The 21,119-nt window shown below is 71.3% G+C and carries 18 protein-coding genes and 1 pseudogene; 15 read left to right on the top strand and 4 right to left on the bottom strand.

The annotated features are described in order from the left end of the window. Positions 1 to 647: 647 nt before the first annotated feature. The 6 genes from GT045_RS26655 (at position 648) to GT045_RS26630 (ending at position 6,600) form a co-directional block, all read left to right on the top strand. The gene (locus tag GT045_RS26655) at positions 648 to 1,985 is read left to right on the top strand and encodes a GAF domain-containing SpoIIE family protein phosphatase (RefSeq protein WP_202529052.1); all 1,338 of its coding nucleotides are present in this window, start codon (positions 648 to 650) and stop codon (positions 1,983 to 1,985) included. A 217-nt stretch (positions 1,986 to 2,202) separates the two neighbouring features. Beyond that, positions 2,203 to 2,844 carry a carbonic anhydrase gene (locus tag GT045_RS26650; protein ID WP_161287833.1) on the top strand — a complete coding sequence of 214 codons (642 nt, stop codon included), beginning with the start codon at positions 2,203 to 2,205 and terminating at the stop codon, positions 2,842 to 2,844. A 257-nt stretch (positions 2,845 to 3,101) separates the two neighbouring features. Then, positions 3,102 to 4,274 carry a ThiF family adenylyltransferase gene (locus GT045_RS26645; protein ID WP_345942769.1) on the top strand — a complete coding sequence of 391 codons (1,173 nt, stop codon included), beginning with the start codon at positions 3,102 to 3,104 and terminating at the stop codon, positions 4,272 to 4,274. Continuing rightward, positions 4,271 to 4,876, top strand: coding sequence for a GNAT family protein (locus GT045_RS26640; protein WP_161335711.1), 606 nt, complete (start codon positions 4,271 to 4,273; stop codon positions 4,874 to 4,876). The genes GT045_RS26645 and GT045_RS26640 overlap by 4 nt, the downstream gene beginning before the upstream one ends. A gap of 398 nt (positions 4,877 to 5,274) precedes the next feature. Beyond that, complete coding sequence (locus tag GT045_RS26635; RefSeq protein ID WP_345942768.1) at positions 5,275 to 5,949, top strand: DUF402 domain-containing protein; 675 nt, start codon at positions 5,275 to 5,277, stop codon at positions 5,947 to 5,949. Between the two features lie 210 nt (positions 5,950 to 6,159). Continuing rightward, a complete protein-coding gene (locus GT045_RS26630) occupies positions 6,160 to 6,600 on the top strand; it encodes a VOC family protein (RefSeq protein WP_161298178.1) in 441 nt (146 codons plus the stop codon). Between the two features lie 590 nt (positions 6,601 to 7,190). Here the strand turns inward: GT045_RS26630 and GT045_RS40025 are convergent. Beyond that, the gene (locus GT045_RS40025) at positions 7,191 to 7,445 is read right to left on the bottom strand and encodes a hypothetical protein (protein WP_237538885.1); all 255 of its coding nucleotides are present in this window, start codon (positions 7,443 to 7,445) and stop codon (positions 7,191 to 7,193) included. Positions 7,446 to 7,875: 430 nt separating this feature from the next. Between GT045_RS40025 and GT045_RS26625 the strand changes: the two genes are divergently transcribed. The 4 genes from GT045_RS26625 (at position 7,876) to GT045_RS26610 (ending at position 12,741) form a co-directional block, all read left to right on the top strand. After that, complete coding sequence (locus GT045_RS26625) at positions 7,876 to 9,672, top strand: transcriptional regulator (protein ID WP_237538884.1); 1,797 nt, start codon at positions 7,876 to 7,878, stop codon at positions 9,670 to 9,672. A 12-nt stretch (positions 9,673 to 9,684) separates the two neighbouring features. Next, entirely contained in the window at positions 9,685 to 10,242 is a 558-nt protein-coding gene (locus tag GT045_RS26620; protein ID WP_161294959.1) for an XRE family transcriptional regulator, read from the top strand. Between the two features lie 477 nt (positions 10,243 to 10,719). After that, complete coding sequence (locus tag GT045_RS26615) at positions 10,720 to 11,766, top strand: S66 peptidase family protein (protein ID WP_161335708.1); 1,047 nt, start codon at positions 10,720 to 10,722, stop codon at positions 11,764 to 11,766. A 159-nt stretch (positions 11,767 to 11,925) separates the two neighbouring features. Beyond that, on the top strand, positions 11,926 to 12,741 hold the full coding sequence (locus GT045_RS26610; RefSeq protein WP_161335716.1) for a class I SAM-dependent methyltransferase: 816 nt from the start codon (positions 11,926 to 11,928) through the stop codon (positions 12,739 to 12,741). A gap of 583 nt (positions 12,742 to 13,324) precedes the next feature. Here GT045_RS26610 and GT045_RS26605 read toward each other — a convergent pair. After that, positions 13,325 to 13,753 carry a MarR family winged helix-turn-helix transcriptional regulator gene (locus GT045_RS26605; RefSeq protein ID WP_161335707.1) on the bottom strand — a complete coding sequence of 143 codons (429 nt, stop codon included), beginning with the start codon at positions 13,751 to 13,753 and terminating at the stop codon, positions 13,325 to 13,327. Then, the gene (locus GT045_RS26600; protein WP_161335706.1) at positions 13,753 to 14,169 is read right to left on the bottom strand and encodes an SRPBCC family protein; all 417 of its coding nucleotides are present in this window, start codon (positions 14,167 to 14,169) and stop codon (positions 13,753 to 13,755) included. Before GT045_RS26600 ends, GT045_RS26605 begins: the two co-directional genes overlap by 1 nt. 377 nt (positions 14,170 to 14,546) lie before the next feature. Here GT045_RS26600 and GT045_RS26595 point away from each other — a divergent pair, with 377 nt between their 5' ends. The 3 genes from GT045_RS26595 (at position 14,547) to GT045_RS26585 (ending at position 18,565) form a co-directional block, all read left to right on the top strand. After that, positions 14,547 to 15,461 carry an acetoacetate decarboxylase family protein gene (locus GT045_RS26595; RefSeq protein WP_161335705.1) on the top strand — a complete coding sequence of 305 codons (915 nt, stop codon included), beginning with the start codon at positions 14,547 to 14,549 and terminating at the stop codon, positions 15,459 to 15,461. A 15-nt stretch (positions 15,462 to 15,476) separates the two neighbouring features. Continuing rightward, complete coding sequence (locus tag GT045_RS26590; RefSeq protein ID WP_161335704.1) at positions 15,477 to 17,120, top strand: succinic semialdehyde dehydrogenase; 1,644 nt, start codon at positions 15,477 to 15,479, stop codon at positions 17,118 to 17,120. 383 nt (positions 17,121 to 17,503) lie between these two features. Further along, positions 17,504 to 18,565 carry a 5-methyltetrahydropteroyltriglutamate--homocysteine methyltransferase gene (locus GT045_RS26585; RefSeq protein WP_161335703.1) on the top strand — a complete coding sequence of 354 codons (1,062 nt, stop codon included), beginning with the start codon at positions 17,504 to 17,506 and terminating at the stop codon, positions 18,563 to 18,565. A 126-nt stretch (positions 18,566 to 18,691) separates the two neighbouring features. Here GT045_RS26585 and GT045_RS26580 read toward each other — a convergent pair whose 3' ends face one another. Next, positions 18,692 to 19,438: a nucleotidyltransferase domain-containing protein gene (locus tag GT045_RS26580; protein ID WP_161335702.1), complete on the bottom strand. Its 747-nt coding sequence runs from the start codon at positions 19,436 to 19,438 to the stop codon at positions 18,692 to 18,694. A gap of 282 nt (positions 19,439 to 19,720) precedes the next feature. Here GT045_RS26580 and GT045_RS26575 point away from each other — a divergent pair, with 282 nt between their 5' ends. Together GT045_RS26575 and GT045_RS26570 are read left to right on the top strand one after the other, a co-directional pair. Beyond that, positions 19,721 to 20,401 (top strand): helix-turn-helix domain-containing protein, encoded by a 681-nt coding sequence (locus GT045_RS26575; RefSeq protein ID WP_161296573.1) that lies wholly within the window; start codon positions 19,721 to 19,723, stop codon positions 20,399 to 20,401. 32 nt (positions 20,402 to 20,433) lie between these two features. After that, positions 20,434 to 20,898: pseudogene (locus GT045_RS26570) on the top strand (DUF3291 domain-containing protein); the annotation flags it as partial. Positions 20,899 to 21,119: the final 221 nt, after the last annotated feature.

Genomic DNA, 21,119 nt, shown 5'->3' with positions numbered 1-21,119 from the left:
AACGACCCTGGCACGCCTGGAAACGACCCTGGCCCGCCTGGAAACGACCCTGGCCCGCCAGGGAACGACCCTGGCCCGCCTGGAAACGACCCTGGCCCGCCTGGGCGAGGAGGGTGGCCGGTTCTGGCGGTCGTTCCCGTCCGCCGAGTTCGCGCCGACGTCGCGCCGCCCCGGCACCCCCGCACTCCGCGCCGACCCGGGATTCCACGGCCTGCCGGGTCGGCGACGGCGACGACCGCGCCGGGCCGAGTGCCCCGGCCGGAGTGGACCCGGGCCAGAGCAGACTCACCTGACGGCATCCGCTCCCCGCCAGGAGCCGCGTCTCCCTCCGTATCGGCGGCACCGTGGTCGCCACCGCGTGCCACGCTCCCTCCGTACCGGCGGCACCGTGGTCGCCACCGCGTGCCACGACGGCTCCTGCCGGCTGCCCCCCCGAGGCACCGGGGCACGGGTCGTCGGCCGCGGGTGCTGGCAGGACGGTCGCCGCCTGGTCCTGCGGCCTGCCTGCCACGTGTGCTGTGGGATACCGTGGCTGCTGCGTCACATCTCTTGACGCAGCGGTGCGCGGGTGGGACGGCCGCCGTGGCGGTGTCTGCCCGGTCCCGGGCGGTGGCCTGAGGGCGGGGATGCTCGTGACCGTACAGCCCATGTTCGTCGGGGGAACCCGGCCCGACGGGTTGCCCGCGGCGCTGTCGGATCCGCGACGCCTGGCCGCCGTGGAGGCGACCGGACTGCTGGGCACCGGGCCGGACGACGTGTTCGAGGATCTCGCGCAGGTGGCGGCGGCGGTGACCGGCTGCGGCCGTGCCTTCATAACGCTGGTCGATGAGCACCGCTCGTTCTGGAAGTCGTGCGTCGGCGTGGACGCCGCGGACATCTCCCAGCGACAGCACCCGGTCGCGGAGAGCTTCTGCTACTTCCTGGTCGGTCTGGACGGCGCTCCGTTCGTGGTCGAGGACGCCACCGCTGATCCCCGGACCGCCGGTCATCCGGCGCTGGGACCGATGAAGATCGGCGCCTGGGCCGGCTACCCCGTCCTGGGCCGGGGCGGTGAGGTGCTGGGCAGCATGTGCGTGATCGACGAGAACCGGCACGCCTGGCAGCCCGCCGAACTGGCCACCCTGGCCACCATGGCCCGCGCGGTGAGCAATGAGATCAATCTGCGTGTCTCGCTCACCACCATGCAAGACGCCCTGACCAGCGCCCGCGAGGCGCTGGAGACATCCACCCTGCTGGCCCGCAGCCTGCAGGACAGCCTGCTGCCCCCGGTACTGAGCCGGGTGCCCGGCCTGGAGACCGCGGCCTCCTACCTCCCGGCGGCCGGCGGCACGAGCGTGGTCGGCGACTTCTACGACCTCTTCCATGCCAAGGGACCGTGGTGGTGCACCGTGATGGGCGATGTGTGCGGCAAGGGAGTGGAGGCCGCGAAGGTCACCGCCCTCGCCCGCTACACCCTGCGCGCCGAGGCCACCCAGCACCTCTCGCCCGCCACCGTGTTCGAGCACCTGAACTCCGCCCTCATCGACCAGCGACAGGGCGAACGGTTCCTGACCGCCGTCTACGCCACCTTCCGCACCACCCCGGGCGGTATCGCGGGACGGTTGTGCACGGCAGGGCACCCCCCGGCCCTGATCCGGCGCGCCGACGGCCGTGTCCAGGAGATCGGCAGGCCGGGCAGCCTGCTCGGCGTCCTGCCCGAGGTCAAGCTCACCGACGTCCGTTTCCGCCTCGCCCCCGGCGACGCGCTTCTGCTCTACACCGACGGCGCCACCGAAGCCCGCGCCCGGCGCACCCCCACGTCCGGCGAGCGCCCGCTGTTCGGCGAGGCCGCCCTGGCCGCCGCGTTCGCCGACTGCGCGGGCCTGGACGCATCGGGCATGGTCCGCCACCTCGCCGGCACCCTCACCGCGCACAGCGAAGGATGGGCGAGCGACGACACCGCCTTGCTCGCCCTGCGGGTCCCGCCACGCCCACCGGCGCCCTGACCGGCCTCCGGCAGGGGCCGCACCGCGTCACGGCGGGCGGCCACACCCGCGGCCCGGACGTCCGTCCGGCGCCCCGAGCTCTCACAAGGCGGTCAGCTTGGCCCGGGCGTCCGTCCGGCGCCCCGAGCCCTCACAAGGCGTTCAGCGTGGCCCGACCCGGTGAGTCTCGGGGGGACCAGGCGGTGCGACGGCCGGTGCCGCGTCCTAGGCTGCGGTCATGACCGACATCAACGCCCCGACGCCCCGCGACGCCTTCGAACTGCTGCTGGCCGGTAACCAGCGCTTCGTCGCAGGCTCCCCCGAGCACCCGAACCAGGACGCGACCCGCCGCGCCGAGATCGCACCGTCCCAGCAGCCCTTCTCCGTGCTGTTCGGGTGTTCCGACTCCCGGCTGGCCGCCGAGATCATCTTCGACCGCGGCCTCGGCGACCTCTTCGTCGTCCGTACCGCGGGCCACGTCATGGGTCCGGAGGTGCTCGGGAGCATCGAGTACGGCGTCGACGTACTGGGCTGTCCGCTGGTGGTGATCCTCGGCCACGACTCGTGCGGCGCCGTCGGCGCGGCCTGCGCCGCCCTGGAGAACGGTGTGACACCGGCCGGATACATCCGGGACGTCGTCGAGCGCGTGACCCCCAGCGTGCTGGCAGCGCGGGCCGCCGGACAGGTCGAGCCCGAGGAGATCCTCGCCGAGCACATAAGGCACACGGTCGACCTGCTCCTGGACCGCTCCCGGGTTCTCGCCGAGAAGGTCGCCGCCGGGCAGGCCGCGGTGGTGGGCCTGTGCTACCGCCTGGCCGACGGCAGCGCGCAGGTCGTCGCCTCCCGCGGCCTGGACACGGCGGTCCCCGCCGCATCCTGATCGCGGCGGTTCCACCACCGGGAAGCAGTCACGTCAAGGCTCGCCGTCAGGACCGGGCCGCAGGACAGAACCGGCCCGTCGAACACGGGACGACCCTGTGGGCCCGGCAGGCAGTACCGGTTCGGCAGGTCCAAGGTCTCGGACCAGGGCGCGTGAACGGCGCGCGAGGGGGCGCGTCCGGATAGAAGATCAATTCGATCGCGCTACTGCGGGTGACGCGCCGTTTTCCAAGATCCCCGATTGCTAGCGTCCTGGCCGTGACCCATCTTGTCGAGTCCGGCCCGGAGCCGGACCACTTCGTTGTGCCCTCGCCGGGCGAGGCCAATGAATCGTTTCGTCCGGTGCTGCTGGATCCCACCGAGCCTCCCGACTCCGCCGCCCTGGCCGCGCTGCGCCGGTCCGGCCGGCTACGCGAGGTGCACGACCGGATCGAGGAGCAGGTGGCGGAAGTGGTCCGCAGCCGGGCACCCCGGGAGGACTTCGCACCGCGGGCGATGGAACGCGCGATCGCCGAGGTCGTCGACGGCCGGCCGGACACCTACGGTCGATGGGTCTGGTACCCCTGGTCGGGAAGGCTGGTCCACGTGCTTCCCGAGGCGGAGTTCCGCCTGGTCCGTACCGACCGCAACCGGGACAAGATCACCCGAGAGCAGCAGAAGGGGCTGCTGCGCCGCCGGGTGGGCGTGATCGGGCTTTCGGTGGGCAGCAACGCGGCCCTGACCTGCGCGATGGAGGGCGTCGGCGGGGCGTTCCGGCTCGCTGACTTCGACCGGATCAGCCTGTCCAACCTGAACCGGCTGCGTGCCGGGGTGCACGAGCTCGGCCTGGAGAAGAGCGTGCTCTGCGCCCGGCGCATGTACGAGCTGGATCCCTACCTGGACATCGAGATCCATCGCGGCGGCGTCACCGAGGAAACCGTCGAGGACTTCTTCGCCGACGGCGAGGACGGCCGGGGCCTGGACCTGCTGATCGAGGAGTGCGACACACCCTGGGTGAAAGTCGCCGCCCGCGAGCACGCCCGCCTCCGGAGGATCCCCGTCCTCATGGACACCAACGACCGCGGCCTGCTCGACATCGAGCGCTTCGACCTTGAACCCGACCGCCCGCTCTTCCACGGCCGCGCCGGCACCACGACCGCCGCCGACGTACGGGGCCTCGACCGCGACCAGACCATCCGGTTCCTCCTCGACGCCGTCGGCGCACGGCGGCTGAGCCCCGCCATGACCGACGCCCTCAGCCGCGTCGGACACACCCTTTCGAGCTGGCCCCAGCTGGCCAGCGGCGTGATGCTCGGTGCGGCCCTCGTCACCGACGCCGCCCGCCGCATCCTGCTCGGAGAGCCCCTGCCCTCCGGGAGCCACTGCGTCGACCTCGACGAACTCGTCCCCGCCCGGGCGGCGCTGCCCTCCCCCCTCGGAGCCACCCCGTGAACCGGGTCCCGGAACTCCGCGGCGAGCACCTGAGGCTGCGAGAACTGCACGCGGGCGACCACGAGCCCTTCGCACGGATCTTCACCCACCCCGTCCTCACCCGCTACCTCGGGATCGACCGCCTGAGCGCCGACCAGGCCCACGACGCCTTCGCCCGAAGCCTTGCCCAGCCCCACACCCATCCGCGCCGCAAGTACACACTCGCCGTCTGCGCACCGGACGACGACACCCTGGTCGGCACCATGGGACTCCTCGTCGAGGACTACGGCAGCAACGCCATGCTCACCAGCCTCGCTCTCCTGCCCGGAGCTCCCGTCAGCGGCCACGGCCACGAGGCGGGCCGCCTGCTCATGGCCTACGGGTTCGGACACCTGGGCCTGCATCGGATCTGGGCCGGCCACCGCAGCGACCACCACCGGATGACCACGGTGATGCAAGCAGCCGGCCTGCGCCCGGAGGCCACCCTTCGGCAGCTGTTCCGCACCCATGGCATCTGGCATGACGTCACCACCTACGCCACCGTCGCCCCCGAGTGGAAACTCCAGGCCACCGACGACGAACTCGCCATCCTTGAGGGCACCTGCCGCCTCGAACCGGTCTGACCGGACCAGAAGACGCCTCGAACCGGTCTGAGCGGACCAGGAGACACCTCGAACCGGTCCGGGTGGGGCGGGAGACGCCTGGAACCGGTCCGAGCGGGGCGGGAGACGCCTGGAACCGGTCCGAGCGGGGCAGGAGGCGACGGGAGGCCCTCGCGAGGGCGCGCCTCCGCACCACCGGCGGGCAGCTGACCGGCGGCGCAGGGTGAGGGAGCGTCGGACTCGCTCCGACGGGCCGCAGTGCCGACCCGTGCAAGGAGGACACCCGAGCTCGCATGCGTTCTCCCGGGTCGAGGTCCGCGGCACGCCGGGCCGGGAGGAGGCTTGCACGTACGGCCCGATCTGCGCTGGGCTGGTGGCCGCGCGCCGACAGCCCGGCCGCGGCGAAAGGGGTGGAACGGGTGCGCACCTTCGAGGCGGGACAGACGGTCGTACGTCGGGAGGTGTACCGCTCCGGACGCGTGTGGAACGAACACGCACTGCGCGTCGTCGCCGACACGGGCGAGGCCCTGGTCGCCGCCTGCGCGCCGGGAGCCGAGACCCGCTGGCCGGCCCTGTACGTCAAGGCCCGCGACGACGGCGACCAGTCGGCACGCACGAAGGCTTTCGACGTGATGGCCACCGGCGTGTGGGAGCTTGTGGCAGCGGTGTGGCAGGAGACCGAGCTGTTGCTGTGGAAGCCCCCGGAGACGTGGTTCAGCATCAACGCCTTCTACACCGCCGACGGGCTGCGGAACTGGTACGTGAATTTCGAGCACCCCACTCGCCGCACCTCGTCCGGGTTCGACACCTTCGACCTGACCTTGGACCTGGTCGTCGCCCCCGACCTGACCGGCTGGCACTGGAAGGACGAAGACGAGTACGCGCAAGTGCGGCGGCTCGGCATCGTCACCGACGCCGAACACCATGCCGTGGACGCCGCTCGCGAACAGGTCCTGGCGATGATCGCGGAACGCTCCGGCCCGTTCGCCGACGCGGCCTCGTGGTCGTCCTGGCGGTGGGACCCGGACTGGCCCGCTCCGCGTCTTCCGCACACCGCGCCGGCGGTGCCGCGGGTTGCACCGGCAGGTGGCTGAGGCGTTGGCCGGACGGTAGGCGGCTGAGGCGTCGGCCGGACGGTTGCCTCCCCATCGCACCCGGCTCGCGAGTCTGCCCCGAGTGGTGCCGAGGCGCGTTCCAGAATTTCGCCAGGCCGGTGGTAGGGATGTCGAGAACCTGGCAGCGGCTCCGTCCCAGTGACGTCAGCGGCCACCACCGGCCGCACGGAGGAAGAAGGAGCAACCGGCATGGCGATTCAGCGGATGGACAACGTCGGCATCGTGGTCGAGGACATGGACGCCGCCATCGCGTTCTTCGTCGAACTCGGTATGGAGCTGGAAGGCAGGGCGGTGGTCGAGGGCCCCGTCGCCGACCGGTGCACCGGACTCGACGGCGTCCGCTGTGACATCGCCATGGTCCGCACCCCGGACGGTCACAGCCGGCTAGAGCTGGCGAAGTACCACAGCCCCGCGGCGATCAGCGCCGGGCCGCGCAACCGGCCACACAACATCCTGGGCACGCACCGCGTCATGTTCGCCGTCGACGACATCGAGGACACCGTCGCCCGCTTGCGTCCGCACGGCGCCGAACTCGTCGGCGAGATGGCCCGGTTCGAGGACAGCTACCTGCTCTGCTACGTCCGCGGCCCGGAGGGCATCATCGTCGGGCTGGCCGAGCAACTGAACTGAGCAGGGGCACCGAACAGTGCAGCCGCACGGCATCGCCGACGTCCGGAGACTCCCCGATCAGCCAGTGGCGGCTCACCCGTGACGCGACCCGGACGCACGGCCGGAAGCCGCCGGTCGGCTGCCTAGTTCTCCCTCACGGGGGCGCGCGATCGGCTCGTAGCGCTTCACGGTGTGGAGCCGACCGGGGTGCCGGACCGCGATGTGCGCACCGACGACCGCACCGACGTCCGCACCGACGACCGCGCCGAGGCCGCACGCGAGCATCAGGGCGGGGGAGGGGCCGAGTACGACTCACAGCCGGGCCGTGTCGTCGGCGCGCCCGATCGGGCGTGTCGGCTCGCCCCCTCATGGCGCCGCACAGAACACCCGCGTGGCCGACTGGCGACACTTCGATTCGACAGGCCGCTCACACAGGACACGGGCTGGGCGCGGCGACAGCCTGCGTCCACCCTCGGGGCGGCTGTGCCTGGTCCGGCTTTCCGCTGCCTGCGCGGAGGGGCCGGCCTCGGAGTCGGATCCGGCTGGGACGTCCGGTGAGGCGTGACGACACGTACGCGATCCGTACGGGAAAGGAACGCGACTTGTACGGTTCACAGTAGGGTGTCGGTCAGGAGGTGTTCGATGTCCGAGTTGTTCGACGCGGTCGACGCGCTGGTGGCGTCGCGTGCTCCGCTGCCACCCGCGGAGGAGCGCAGGCGACTGCGCCAGGCCCACGGCCTGACGCTGGACGACGTTGCCACCGCGCTGAAGGTGCGCCGGGCGACGGTGTCCGGCTGGGAGTCGGTCAGGAAGACGACCGAACCTCGCGGCCCCGAGCGCGAGGCGTACGCACGGCTGCTGAACAAACTCGCGGAACTCTACCCGGCGCCCGCCGACACCCCGGTCTCGCCCACCGGTGCGTCTGTTCCGGCGGCGCAGCCCGGGTCCGGAGGGCCGACCGCGGCCGCTGCGGCCGAGACTCCACCTCCCGCCACCCGGACCACCTCCGCTTCCCACGCTCCCGCTCCCGCCCCCGTTTCCGCTGCCTCCGATTCTGCCGCTCCCACTTCGACCACCACTGCTTCGACCACCGCTGCTTCCCCCGCCCCTGCCGAACGGACCGCGCCCCGCCCGGCGCGTACCGCCCGCAGAACCCCGGCGCCTAACGCCGGCAGCACCCCCGCGCGTACCGCGAACGGCACTTTGGCGCGTACCGCCAGCGGCACCGCGGCGCGTACCGCCAACAGCACCCCGGCGGCTACCGACAGGAGGCCCCCGGCGCAGACTCCGAAGAGCATGCCAGCGTCCCGCCGTCCCGACGCATGGAAGGCGGCCCCGGCCGGTTCCCCGGCAGTCGGCACCGACCCGCGCTTCGAGAACGGCCCGCTCGCGGTCGTCGACGTCGACGCCGGCGGCCAGGTCCTCGCGTACTGCACCGGCGGCCTCGTCCTGGACGTGCCCGCCAAGAGCATTCCCGCCCTGGTGCACTGGACCCTCGAGGAGGCGAAGCTCGGCCAGCCGAAGCTGTCCGGCCCCGGCAAGGACGCCGACCCTCTGATCGTGCTCACCGAGGCCGCTCTGCGCCGCTACGGCCTCCCCGTCGCCCTCACCGACGAGGAGCGGCTCGTCGGGCGGATCCCGGAGGGCCACAAGGTCGTCAAGCAGCTGGCGCGCGCCGACTGGAAGCTGACCAAGCGCGGTTTCGGGCCGTGGGCGCGGATCTACCGCCCCGCCACCGGTTCGGGGCGGACCTGCGTCCAGCTGTGCATCCCGTCCTGGCACGCCCTCGACTCCCGCCACTGGGCCGACGCCGCTGCGCTGCCGCCGGCGGAACTCGCCCGCGTCCTGGGCGTGTACGCGTCTCGGGTGATGACGCCGCGCGGCTCGACCGCCGTGACCGGTCTGGAGCTGATGACCGCACTCCACCCGCCGACCCGCGCCTCCGAGCCGGACGCCGACGGCAAGCGGCACTCCGAACACAACCCCGGCAGCCTGGGCAGGGACCCGGTCGACTGTGCACCGTGCGAAGCCCCCGACGGGCACCCGATCCTCAAGGGCCTGCCGCGCTTCCACGTCCGCGGACCGGCGGAGAAGCTGCTCGAGGAGGCGTACGACTGGGCGCGGCCGATGACGGACGCCGAATGCACCCTGCGGCACCTGGTCGGCATCGACGTGAACATGGCCTTCGCCGCCGGAGCGAACGGCCTGAACGTCGGGCTCGGTGAGCCGACACACGTCAAGGCCCCCGTGTTCGATCCGAAGCTGCCGGGCTCGTGGCTCGTCGACCTCAGCCACGTCGACCTGTCGAAGGTGAAGGTCGGCAAGGAGTGGGTGGAGCTGGACGGCTCGCTGCTGCCCAGCCCGTTCACGCCGAAGGGCGACCGTCCCGACGGACCGGCCTGGTACGCGACGCCCACCGTGGCGTACGCCGTGGAGCTCGGCTACGAGGTGCGCCCGCTCGAGGCGTACGTCCGATACGAGAACGGCCGCTACCTGGACGGCTGGTACAACCGGCTGCGCGACGCCTACCTCGCCACCATGGCCGACCTCGGCGTGCACGCGGACAGGGACCCGGCCGAGTTCCTGACGGCGATGGACGGCTACAAGGAGCGCGACCCGCAGCTGGCGATCGTGGTGTCGGCGATCAAGGCGACCGTCAAGGGCGGCCTGGGCAAGCTCCGCGAGCGCCCGCGGGGTGAGGGATGGCGGCCGGGCGAGCCGTGGCGGGCGCTCTCCCGTCCGACGTGGCGGCCGGACATCCGAGCGGCGGTCATCTCCCGCACGCGGATCAACCTGCACCGGAAGATCGTCAAGCACGCGGCGTTCACCGGTCAGTACCCGGTCGCGGTCCTGTCCGACTGCGTCGTATACGCGTCAGGCGGCGAGAGCCCGCTGGACTTCCTGCCCTACCGGGACGGCAAGCCGCTTCCCGGCGGCTTCAAGCTCGGCATCAACCCCGGCCTGGTCAAGCACGAGGGCACCCAGAGCGTCCTGTGGGGCGAAGAGGTCCGCGAGCGGTTCGACGCCCCGGCGCTCAACCTCGCCCGTTACATCAAGGACGGCACCGTCACCGACGTCGACAACGGAGAGTAGGAGAAGGCCGGCATGAGCCTCATCGGGGACGGCCTGGACGCCGCGGTGCAGAAGGCGTTCACCCGCCCGGTACCCAAGAGCGCGGGCGCGCAGATGCGGTACCTGGTCAAGCAGCTCAAGGGCACCAGGCCGGTCGCCCAGATGCTGCGCATCTCCCAGCGCACCGTCGAACGATACGTGAAGGACCAGATCAAGAAGCCCCGCCCGGACCTCGCCGCGCGCCTGGAGCGTGAGGTGAAGCAGCGGTGGCAGCCCCAGGTTCGGGCCAGGGCACGGCGGCAGGCCGCGACCACCGGCGGCATCGTCATCGACACCCGCGCGCGGATCGGCTACACCGCGCCGATCGGCTCCACCGACGAGGACCGCCTCCGGCACCTGACCGTCGCCCTTCCGCCCCGCTACGCCGCCCGCCTCTTCGAAGCGCAGGAGGCCGACGCCGGAGACCAGCGGCTACGGGAGATCGCGGCCGAAGCACTCAAGGAGGTGTACTTCCAGGACGACGGGCGCCGCGCCGGCCAGTTGGAAGAGGTCCGTTTCACGGACATCGAGCATCTCGAGTTCGACCTGTAGCAGGCGCGCCCCCGATCAGCCCGCGCTCCCGGACCACCTGGCCCGAGATCACTCGCGCGCCCGGGGGAGCGGGTGGCGATGCGGACTGGGCACCGGCGACCAGCCCGTCAGGGGCTCCGAGGCGCTGTCTCATTTCATCGCCCCTCGTGACCGTGGAGACAGCCGATTCCTCCGTCACGTACGTACTCGGCCTTGAGGACGACGAGGGCGACAGCGAGGACGAGGGCGACTAGGACGAGGACGAGGACAGGACGACTGACTTCCGTCCCACGGCTGTGACACACCAGGTGGATGCCGGCGGAGCACAGTTCTTTCGCGGCTCCCGAAGAAACACGGCTGCGCGCGGTGGCCGCGGGGACGCCGAAGTGGCTCGTCCGTCAGGGAAGAAACTCGGCCCCGCCCACCCTCGATGCATCGGAGAATCACCTTCTGAAATGAACGCGAACACTGGCCGCTCAGCCCTCTAGCCTGACGGTCATGACCGCACCCGCATATCCTCCCAAACCCGTGCCCGGCGACCGCATAGCGATCGTCTCGCCGTCGTCCGGACTGCCCGGGCTCTTTCCTCTTCCGTACGAGCTGGGCCTCAAGCGGCTCCAGGAGGATTTCGGCCTCGAACCAGTGGAGTATCCGTCCACTCGTAAGATGGGCTCCACGCCCAGGGAACGCGCCGACGACCTCCACGCCGCGTTCGCCGATCCCTCGGTCAGGGCGGTGATGGCCAGCATCGGTGGCGACGACCAGATCACCCTCCTTCCGCTGCTGGACCGGGACCTGATCCGCGCCGACCCCAAGCCCTTCTTCGGCTCGAGCGACAACACCAATCTGCTGCTCTTCCTGCACAATTTGGGCATCGTCGCCTACCACGGCGCCTGCGTGATGACAGAGATCGGCCGTCCGGCAGCACTCCATCCCGCCACCGCCGAGTCGGTACGCGCGGCCCTGTTCACCCCGGGCCCCTACGAACTCCGCCCCGCCGAGCGGTTCCGGGACACCGACCGGGACTGGGCCGATCCGGCCACTTTCGAGCGGGAACCGGACTCGCAGCCCGCCGACGGCTGGACCTGGCACCAGCCCGACCGAGTCGTCACCGGCCGCGCCTGGGGAGGCAACCTGGAGATCCTGTCGTGGTTGTTGATGGCCGATCGCGAGATCGAACACGATGTCGCCGTCTACGACGGTGGCGTGCTGTTCCTGGAGACGTCGGAGGAAATGCCGAGCGCGGAGGCCGTCTTCCGGATCCTGCGCAACATGGGAGAGCGCGGTCTGCTGGCGCGCTTCCCGGCGTTGTTGATGGGCCGTGCCAAAGCGTGGTCCTTCCAGCAGCCGAACGGCGCGGGGAACAGACGGCGCTACGTCGTCGAGCAGCGTGCCGCGGTGCTGCGCGCTCTGGCGGTTTACGCCCCCCACACCATGGCGGTGTTCGACGTCGACTTCGGACACACCGATCCCCAACTGGTGATCCCTTACGGCGGAACCGTCAGCGTGGACGGCCCCGCACGGCGGATCACGGTGACGTACTGACGACGCTGGGCACCCCTTGGTCCACAGGCAGCCCACAGGCTGGCCACAGACGGTCCACAGGCGGTCCAGAGGCGGTGCCCACAGGTGGAAGAGCGGGCACAGCCGGCCATCTAGGCTGGCACGGTGACTGATGACCAGGAACGGGTGCAGCCGTCGGGAGTGTGGGCCACCGCTGTGGGAGTGGCAAAGGTGCGGGCGCTGGAGACCGGGCGGGAGAACGCGCTGTTCCGCGACCCACTGGCGCAGGCGTTCGCCGCCGCCGGCGGCCTGTGGCCCGCCCCGTCGCCGCCGCCCGGTGACGAGGCCGCGCGACGTCGGCGGCTGGGTGTGGCCTTCTCCATCGTCATCAGGACGAAGTTCCTCGACGACCTGTTGCGACGGGCCTCCGCGTCCGGTATCTGGCAGGTCGTGGTGCTCGGTGCGGGCATGGACAGCCGGGCCTTCCGGATGGACTGGCCCGAGGGCACGCGGCTGTTCGAGGTCGACACCGCCGCGCCCCTGGACTTCAAGGCTTCGGTGCTGCGGCAGGAGGGTGCCGCCGCGCGCTGTGAGCGGATCCCCGTCGCGGTGGACCTGCGGGAGGACTGGCCAGGCGCGCTGGCCGCCGCAGGGCACGACCCGATGGCGCCGACCGTGTGGATCGCCGAAGGACTCCTGATCTATCTGCCCGAGGACGCGGTGGAACTGCTGCTGGCCAGGATCGGTGCGCAGTCGGCGGCAGGCAGCCGGATGGGACTGACACTGGGCTCGCGCGGCGTGATCGAGCGTTTCGGCGCGGACGCCGCGCCGGGGTCGGCTGCGTCCATGTGGGTCTCGGAGATGCCCGACGACCCGGTGGGCTGGCTGGCCGGGCACGGCTGGGACGCCGAATGCCACACCCTGCGCGAACGCGCTGCCGCCTACGGACGCCCGATGAGCACCCCGCCGCAGGGTGAGGAGCGACCCGGCGGACTGATATCGGCCGTCCGCCGATGAAGCGCCTCCGCACACCCGAAGTGAGCTGTCCCGAGCGGAGGGGCCTGACGAGTGGACCCGGCTTCGTGCGCGGCGAGCCGGCCACGCGCGCAATGACCGCGTGCGACCACTGACACCCTAGGACACCCCAGGCCCCCGGGTATCGACCATCCGGCCGGTCACGCGTCGGCCGGCAGTCGCTGGCTGGTCACCCGTCGGCCGGTCACCCGTCGGCCGGTCACCCGTCGGCCGGTCACGCGTCGGCCAGGCAGTCGCTGGCTTGTCACCCGTCGGCCGGGCAGTCGCTGGCCGGTCACGCGTCGGCCGCTCACACGGCTGGCCGCGAGCACGGCCGCCTCCGCCACGCCACCGCCGTGACGACGACGCGCTGGGGTGCGACGCGGACACCGTCGACGGATGGATCCGGGGTCGACGGTGTCCGGGCGGGGACTCGGTCTTCCGTGCGGGGACTGAGGCTTCGGCGCGGGGCCGAGGCTCAGGACCGGCACTCAGGTATAGGCCCGGCACTCAGGCGCATGACCGGCAGTCAGGCATGGGGCAGGCAGTCATGCATAGGACCGGCAGTCAGGCATCGGGCCGGCACTCAGGCTTCGGGGTCGGCCAGGCGGCTGAGCAGGGTCACGGCGTCATCGTGCCCCACCTGTCGGAAGAAGCGCGCGTCGACGTCCTCCACGGCGGCGATCGCGCGCGGGGCCAGTTCGGCGCCGACGTCGGTGACACGCAGGCGTCTGGCACGGGTGTCGGCGGGGTCGACCTCGCGCTCGATCAGTCCCTTGGCCTCCAGGGCGCGCACGACCTGCGAGGTCATCTTGACGTCGGTACCGGCCTGGCGCGCCAGAGCCAGTTGGTTGGGATGTGTGCCGTGCGTGTTCAGCCACCAGGTGCAGGCGAGAAGGACGAACTGGACATGGGTGAGGTCCAACGGACCGAGAGCCGCGGCGATTTCGCGTTGCCAGCGCAGCGTGGCATGCCAGAGCAGGAAGCCGGGGCTGTCGCCGGGGTCGAGGGCCATCAGCCCTGTGCCAGCTTGACCAGGGCGGCCATGGTTTCGGGCCAGTCCGCGGTGATGGCCGGACCGATCCGTGGGCCCAGCTCGTCCGCACCGGTACCGGTGATCTCCATCCGGTAGGTCACCCGGGTACGGAGTCCGTCACCCCGGCCCAGCCGGTGGAAGGTGCGCAGGAGCAGCCCGTCGAACCGGGCTTCGTCCACGAACAGTTCACCAGGCGTGGTCTCGGCGACGAGCAGGTGCACCGGGTCGTCGCCGGCCGGGGTCATCACGATCGCGGCGCCCGCCTCGAACGGGCCGTCGATCTCGACGCTCGCGATGTCGGCGTTCCACGTCCCCCAGTTCTCGACATCGGCCCACAGGCCCCAGATCGCCTCGGGCGCTGCGTCGGTCTCAATGCTGTGCTCATACGTCCACATCAGTGGCCTCCCGATCCAGAACTTTAGTCTTCGAACAGATTATCTCTGCGGAGACTATCTGTCCACACGTTCTCCTTGCAAGTTCACCGACCCTGCCCTTCGGCGCCCGGGGTGGCCTGCCGCGGGCGCCGGTTCAGACCCATCCCCGGTGCCGTGAAGTCGCCGCAGACCCATCCTCGGCGCCGTGAAGTCGCCACCCGGCCGCCGGTGGGCGCCGCCGTCGGGGGCCCGCTGCCTGTGAGGGCTTGGCGGCCGGGGTGCCCCGCCCCAGGCGTGCCGCGCCGTTCCGAGCCGGGCCGTACCAGTTGTTGACGGTGCTTACATTGATGGCTACGCTCATGTAATCACTGTCAACATGCGAGCTAGGAGCCGCGTAGATGCCCTCGTCCCAGCAGCAAGCAGTCAAGGTCGACCTGGGTGGCCGGGCGGTGACGGTCCCCAAGGGGGGCCTGTACGACCGCTACCGGATGGCCACCGATCTGGACGAAGTCGCCCGCGATCCCCGCGTCAGCAGCGTGGACTTCTTCCGTCGGTTGCCGAAGACCAAGGTCGACTCACCGATCGGTGCCACGCTCACCCCGAACTTCTACTACCGCATATCGACCGCCCGGATCACGATGCTCGCCCGCTCCCGGGCGATCCGTTCCCGGCTGCCCGGGGAACTGGCGCCGCTGGAGGTCGCGCCCGGCCTCGGGCTGATCTCGGTGATGTTCTTCCGCTACGACGTCTGCGACATCGACTTCTACACCGAGGCGGCCGTCGGGATCGCCGTGAAGCCGGCGCGCCACGGAGGGCTCGGCTTCTTCGACCTCGTATCCGCCCTGAAGAACGAGCATCTTGATTCCTATGTGCTGTCCCTGCCGGTGAGCACGGACATCGCCCAGGTGCGCGGCCGCGACGGGTACGGCTTCCCCAAGTGGGTCACCGGCCTCGACGTCGACATCGACGCCCACCGCACGACCGCCCGTGTGGCCAACGACGACGGCGGCACCGACCTGTCGCTCCTGGCGGCCACTCCCGCTCAGACCTCCTACCCGAGCGGCAAGCGTGTCTCGACCCTCACGTCGTACACGTCGATCGGCGGCGCGTGGCATTCGACCCTGAGCCAGACCAACGTGCTGGCGGCCGGCACGGAGCTGGTCCCGCGCAAGCTCGCACTGGAGGTGGGGGAGGGCCGCATGGCCGACGACCTGCGTTCACTCCGCCCGATCCGGACGATTCAGTTCGACGTCGTCAGCGAGGGCCAGCTCGCCCTGCACATGCCGGTCCCGACCTCGGTCCACAACCGGTAAGTGAGGAGCCCTGCCATGGCCACCGAGCACGCCACCCCTCCCACCGCTACCCCTCCCACCGTCACCCCTCCCACCGTCACCCCTCCCACCACGGCACCCCGCGGTCCGCTCCCCGCCTCGCTCACACCGGCCCTGATCGAGCGGCTGGCCGCGCGGGTCGTCGCGGCACCCGACGCCGCGCGGGTGGTCACCGACGCCCCGTACACCGGGGAACCGCTGGCAGACCTCCCCGTCTCCACCCCGGCCGACGTCGACGAGGCGTTCGCGCGCGCCCGCATCGCCCAGAAGTCCTGGGCCGCGATCCCGCTGAGCCGGCGCAAGGAGATCCTGCTGCGTTTCCACGACCTCCTTCTCGCCCGCCAGGACGAGGCGCTGGACCTGATGCAGGCCGAGAACGGCAAGACCCGTCGTGACGCGCTCCTCGAGGTGGTCGACATCGCGATCACCTCCCGGTACTACGCGCGCAACGCCGCGAGGTATCTGCGGCCCAGGCGTCGACGCGGCGCGATCCCATTGCTGACCCACACCACCGAACTGCGCCATCCCAAGGGGGTCGTCACGGTCATCTCCCCGTGGAACTACCCGCTGAGCATGGCCGCCGGCGACGCCATCGCGGCACTGATGGCAGGCAACGCCGTAGTCCAGAAGCCCGACACCCAGACCGCGCTCACCGCCCTGTGGTCCCTGGATCTGATGCACGAGGCCGGCCTGCCGGCGGGCGTGTGGCAGATGGTGATCGGGCGGGGCAGCTCCATCGGCGGCCCACTGCTGGACAACGCCGACTACATGATGTTCACCGGGTCGACCGCCGCCGGGCGCAGGATCGCGCGCGACGCCGGTGAACGTCTCATCGGCGCCTCCCTGGAACTCGGCGGAAAGAACGCCATGATCGTCCTGGACGACGCCGACATCGAGAAAGCCGCCGACGGCGCCGTTGCCGCATGCTTCCCGTCGGCGGGCCAGCTCTGCGTCTCCATCGAGCGCCTGTACGTGGCCGAGTCGGTCCGCGCCCGGTTCGTCGACGCGTTCGTCGCCCGCAGCAAACGACTCAAGATCGGTGCGGCGTACGACTACAGCATCGATGTCGGCAGCCTCACCAACCCCTCTCAGCTTCGGACGGTCACCGCGCACGTCGACGACGCCGTCGCCAAGGGTGCCACTGTCCTTGCCGGCGGGAAGGCACGGCCGGACCTGGGACCGCTCTTCTACGAGCCGACGATCCTCGCTGACGTCACCCCCGACATGACGCTGCACGATCACGAGACCTTCGGTCCGGTCGTGTCGATCTACTCCTACCGCAGTGTCGACGAGGCGATCGCGCTGGCCAATGCCACGCCGTACGGCCTCAACGCCAGCGTGTGGTCCGGCGACGGGGCTCGCGGCCGGGCCGTCGCCGCCCGCCTGCACGCCGGTACCGTCAACGTCAACGAAGCGTTCGCAGCCGCGTGGGGAAGCATCGACGCCCCGATGGGCGGCATGGGCGACTCCGGACTCGGGCGCCGCCACGGAGCCGACGGCATCCTCAAGTACACCGAGGCCCAGACCGTCGCCCACCAGCGCATCCAGGGTTTCACCCCACCGGCGCGCATCAGCCCCGAAACCTGGGCCACCTTCCTGACCGGCGCACTCAAGGTCCTGAAGGCGGTCGGCGTCCGCTGAGACGCCGAAGACCCGGACGGCGCGGCCCCGACGAAGCCGCGCCGTCGACCGTGAACGTCTCCCTCAGCGATTCGCCGCCGGCAGGACCGGAAGACGGCTGGATTCGCCGCCGGCAGGCCCGGAAGACGGCTGGATTCGCCGTCGGCAGGACTGGAAGCGTGCCCCTGGCAGGGGTTGTCGCCGGATGGCGGCCCACGTGCACCGCCGGGCGGAGACGCCTCTCGGCGAGGGTGCGGCGCCGGGACGCGGCGCGCACGATCGCACGCCCGGAGGCTGAGCGCGCCGGTCAACCCGACTGTGCCCTGTACCTCGAAAGGGCCGATGACGCCGCGTCCCATGTGTCGCCGCGAGACTCGTGCCGACCCTCTTCCTAGGCTGCCGCCGTGATCCCAACCGAACTCATCGGCAGCATCCCCCGTTCCCCCGCGCTGCAGGCCGCGGCCGCGGACTTCCAGGCCGGGAGGATCAACGACAGCGAGCTGGCGTCGCGTCGGAACGAGGCCGTCCGCGAGACCGTCGAGGCGCTGGAGGCCACCGGGTCGCCGGTGGTCACCGACGGCGAGCAGGCCAAGCCCAGTTTCCTCACCTACCCGCTCCAGGGGCTGTCCGACCTGGCCCTTGACGGCGCCGTCATTCCTTTCGCCGACGGCCACACCCGGCAGCTGCCCCGCCTGCTCTCCGGACCCTTCCGCTACAAGATCCATGCGGAGGAGTACCTGAGGGCCGCCAAGCAGCACACCACGCTCCCCGTGAAGCAGGCCGTGGTCGCCCCCTCCGCCCTGAGCCTGCTCTACCCGTCCGAGGCGATCGCCGACTACCCGCGCGAGCAGTTCCTCGACGACCTGGTGAGCGAGGCGGAGACGGACATCCGCGGCTGCCTGGACGCGGGGGCGCACGTCGTCCAACTCGACTTCGAGGAAGGCCGCCTGGCACTCAGGATCGACCCGAGCGGTCAGCTGCTGCGCACTTTCATCGACCTGAACAACAAGGTGCTGTCCCGCTTCACCGACGCAGAGCGCACCCGGATCGGTGTCTACTCCGGCCCCGGAGCCGACCACGACTCCACCCACAGCCTCGACGTCGACTACGCCGAACTGCTGCCGCACCTGCTCCAGCTCGGCGCCGGCAACTTCTACCTGGCACTGGCCGGCGAACCCGACCCGGACCGCGTCCTGCGTGTCGCGGCCGACCATCTACGGCCCGGCGTCCGCGTCTTCGTCGGAGTGACCGACCCGATCGATCCGCGCGTGGAGACGGCCGAGGAGGTCCGCGACCGGGTCCTGCGAGCCGCCGGCCACATCCCGGTCGACCAGCTGGGCACCTGCGACGACGCCGGCTACGCACCGTTCGCCGACGACGCCTCCACCTCCCGCGACGTAGCGTTCGCGAAGATCCGCGCCCGGGTCGCGGGCACCGCACTCGCCGCGGAGCAGCTGGGAGCCTAGCCACACGCCGACCTGCCCGAACGACGGCCCGACAGTTCCTCTACGTCAGACGGCGGGGGCCCCGGCGTTCGTGCCGGGGCCCTCGAACAGAGGTGGCGCTGAACAGCCCCACCGGCTGGCATCCCGTCAGCGCCCAGGTGTCACAGCGGCCGATTCGATGACACCGCGCCAAGTCCTGCGATAGCCCTCGCGCAGAGGGCCGCCGACAAGGGCGAGGACCTGTGATGCCGCGTCGATCAGGGGCTTCGGGTCTCCTGACGAGCACAGCAACAGGTGTCCTTCGAGCAGGGCGGCCCCACGTTCCCCGTCTGCCTCCAGAAGGCGCCGTGGCAGCCACTTCCCGCCGCCGACCCATGCGTGATGGTGATCGCAGAGCAGGTCTGCGGCCGCACCGAGAACATGACCGGCCACCGCCAGACGCTCGATCCTGTCGCCGGCGTCGGCGAGATCGTCCAGAGCATCCGTCAGCCCGTACCTCCTCGTCTCGACCACCTCCGGTGCCAGTGCCGGCGGACCGTTGCGGAGGTCCTCTTCGGCACGCGCACGGGCGCGGCCGGCATCTCCAGCGGCGTCGACCAGGACGACTCCTGTGGCATACACGTTCTGCAGGACCGCACGACGCGTGGCGACGTCCGCAGCGAAGAGATCGGCAAGGCCGGCGCGGGTGTGGATGAACAGCTCCACGACTCGCCCCTCGAACCGGATCGTCTCCCGGCAGGTCTCGCCGCCGTCCCCGACGAGCACGGCGATGTCCAGGTCACTGCCGGCAGTGGCCCGCCCCGTAGCCACAGACCCGCCGAGGACCGCGGCAAGCACTGCGGGGAAACGGTCACGCACGAGGCGTCGGGCTTGCTCTACGGGGTTCGCTGTCATGGCGATCAGGGTTTCAGTGATCGCGAGCGACAGCGACCGGGTTTCCGACGACTCGGCACACGCTGCCAGTCGCCTTCCGAGGGAACTTCGGCGCGGTCCAGTGCCGGTCGGGACTTCCGGATGACCGCCTCTCATGCGGGGGTCGTCCGGCTGGGTGCGAGTCGGCTGCCGGGGGTGTACCGGGCGGGCAGTGGTACCGGCCGGGCGTCAGCCGGCTCCGGGGCGGTTCCGGCCGGGTCCCGCCGTCCTGTCTCCGACCCGTGCTGTTCCTAGAATGGCCAGGTGGAGGACATCAGCGCGATTGCGATGTTGCAGGATCCGGTGCGGCGACGCCTGTACGAGTACGTGGCGGCGCAAGGCCGGGAGGTCGGCCGCAACGAGGCCGCCGAGGCGGCCGGGGTGACTCGCACGCTCGCCGCGCACCATCTGGACAAGCTGGCGGAGGCGGGACTGCTGGAGAGCGGTAGCCGCCGCCTGACGGGCCGCTCGGGGCCGGGCGCGGGCCGTCCCGCCAAGGTGTACGTGCGGGCGCGGGCCGAGCGGTCGGTGTCACTGCCCGCCCGCGACTACCGCACCGCCGCCGAGTTGCTCGCCGAGGCGGCCGAGCAGGCCGGGCTGGACGCCGGACTCTGCGCGGCGGCCCACCGCCGGGGCGAGGCTCTGCGGGGCTCGGCGGCGCCCTGCGGCGGACTCGACGAGGCCATGGAGATGCTGGCCGCCCGCGGCTACGAACCGTACCTGGAGGGCGCGGAGGAGACGGCCGGGCTCGAGGCCCGCGTCGTCCGTATGCGCAACTGCCCCTTTCATGTCATCGCCGAGCGCTTCCCACCGCTGGTCTGCGGCATGAACCTCGCCTTGCTCCAGGGCCTGTTCGGGACGGACGGTCCCGTCCGCGCCCGCATGGACGCTCGGCGGGGCGAGTGCTGCGTGGTGGTCGAGCCTTCTAAAAACAATGGTGATTGACATAGAAAAGAGGGCCGTGCTGGGATGAGGACATGACCGCATCCGCGCACGCTGCCCACCTCGCCCAGCTCAACGTCGCGACGCTCCGCCACCCCCTCGACGACCCGCGCATCGCGCCCTTCGTCGAGATGCTCGATCCCGTCAACGCCGCCGCCGATGACGCGCCCGGCTTCGTGTGGCGGCTCGTGGAGGAGGGGGCGGACGACGCCACCGGCCTGCGCCCGGCGGGCGAGGACGTCATCGTCAACCTGTCGGTGTGGCAGACCCAGGAGGCGTTGTGGGACTTCGCCTACCGCAGCGGCCATCTGGAAGTGATGCGGCGGCGCCGCGAATGGTTCGAGCGGCACGTCGAGGCGCACCTGGTGCTCTGGTGGATCCCCGCCGGCCACCTCCCGACGGTCGGCGAGGCCATGGAGCGGCTGGCGGAACTGCGGGCGCACGGGCCGTCCCCCCGCGCGTTCACTTTCGCCTCCTCCTACACCGCGGCCGAGGCCGCCCAGCACCTCCGAGCCACGCCGCCGGCACAGCCGGAGAAGGCCGCCCGGAGCTCGCGGCCGACGAGGGCCGGGGAGGCGGAGTCGGTGCAGGACCACGCGGAGTCGGTGGCGGACCACGCGGAGTCGGTGGCGGACCACGCGGAGTCGGTGGGGGACCACGCGGGGTCGGTGGGGGACCACGCGGGGTCGGTGGGGGACCACGCGGAGTCGGTGGGGGACCA

It is taken from the genome of Streptomyces sp. SID486, assembly GCF_009865385.1.
Classification (GTDB): Bacteria; Actinomycetota; Actinomycetes; order Streptomycetales; family Streptomycetaceae; genus Streptomyces.
The sequence above is the reverse complement of the archived record's forward strand: the minus strand, read 5'-3'. Positions and strand labels throughout refer to the sequence as shown.